Below are 1,623 nucleotides of genomic sequence, written 5' to 3' on the forward strand. Positions count from 1 at the left end.
CATATTAAACTCCATTCCGCCGCTCCGCTTGCGGCACAAATAGTAATTAAAAGTTAGTGCGGATTATTTCTAACTTTTCTATACTAATCTCAAGAGAAGGTACACTACAAAGCACGGTGAGGTGAGTCGTATTTCTTTCTGAAAAGCCAGTATATTAAACAGTGTGAGAATCGTCATTCAAGCACAAATGAGTGGTTCTTTGAGACCGTACGCTAATAATTGTTTTAACTCTTAGTTATGTGCGACGATTCAGTCAATGTCTTCTCTTAACTTTTTGAGAGGAGGTTACGTAATGAAAGTTATTTACCCTATCTGCTGTGGCATCGATGTCCATAAAACTTTTCTCGTTGCCACACTAATTACTTCCGTCGGCATTACCCCCAACTATTCTAAAAAACGATTCTCCACATTCAACAATTCTATCCTCCTATTAAAACAGTGGTTGATAGAAAATAACTGCAGAGATGTCTGTATGGAATCAACAGGAAAATATTGGATTCCGGTTTACAATCTTTTGGAGGATACCATAAGAGTCACTGTTGCCAATCCTAAATGGGTCAGAGCTATCAAAGGTAATAAAGATGATGCTAAAGACTCCAAGTGGATTGGTGACCTTTTTAGACTCGGTCTCGTACCAAACAGCTTTATTCCTCCCAAATCGATTCGCATACTCCGAGAGTACACCAGGTATATTTACAAACTAACTTCCTGTAAGTCCAGTGAAAAGAATCGCTTTCAGAATGCGCTCACCGTCTGTAATGTTTCCCTTGATGCAGTAGTTTCAGATATGTTCGGCAAATCTGCCACGTCCATTACAGATTATCTAATTACAACAAGTGAGTATAATCCTGAAACATGTGTTTCTTTATTGCAGAAATCCCTTAAGACAAAATCCCAGTTGGTTTTGGAATCCATTGAAGGATATCAGATTACTCATGAGCAAAAGATTAGGATGCTCTCCATACGCTCCCATCTCAATTTTATCGAGGGGGAAATATCCTACTTAAAGTCACAGATTGAAGCAATGGTGGCTCCTTACGGAAATATTATTGGACTTCTCTGCACCATTCCCGGAGTTGAAAGGTCTTCAGCTATTACCATCATCTCCGAGATTGGTACAGATATGTCTCAATTTGCCAGTTCCAAGCGATTATGCTGCTGGGCGGGACTAACACCTGGCAACAATGAATCTGCTGGTAAGAAGAAATCTGTTAAGATAACACGTGCTGGTGTATACCTCAAACCTGCATTGGTGCAAGTTGCCCATGCAGCCGTGAAATCAAAAGAATCTTCTTACTACAAAAACAAATATGAACGCATCAGCAAGAGACGTGGCAAAAAAAGAGCAATTATTGCAATAGCCCGAATGATACTTACCTCAATTTACCACATGATGGTAACTGGAGAAGTATTTAACCCAGCTGATCTGTTCAAAATTGAAATGCCTCCAGATATCAAAGACAGGCAGAAAGAGAAAGCTATAAAGCAAGCAATCCGACTACTGATTTCAGAAGGTTTAATTCCACCACCTCAAATGACCTAATGCTTGTAAAATAAAATTTTTTTGCAGGCTTATTTAAGGTCGTCCATTTTCAGTGTGTAATCATTCTTTTCACGCTAATC

The 1,623-nt window shown here is 39.2% G+C and carries 1 protein-coding gene; it reads left to right on the top strand.

Annotated elements, in window-relative coordinates; translation table 11 throughout:
• The first annotated feature begins 292 nt into the window (after positions 1-292).
• Entirely contained in the window at positions 293-1,543 is a 1,251-nt protein-coding gene (locus tag J2Z34_RS17495; protein WP_209461160.1) for an IS110 family RNA-guided transposase, read from the top strand.
• The last annotated feature ends 80 nt before the right edge of the window (positions 1,544-1,623 follow it).

This window comes from Youngiibacter multivorans, assembly GCF_017873395.1.
Taxonomy (GTDB): domain Bacteria; phylum Bacillota; class Clostridia; order Clostridiales; family Clostridiaceae; genus Youngiibacter; species Youngiibacter multivorans.

Coding starts and splice junctions, on each gene's coding strand:
- J2Z34_RS17495 (WP_209461160.1), top strand. CDS start 293: ATGAAAGTTATTTACCCTATCTGCTGTGGCATCGATGTCCATAAAACT.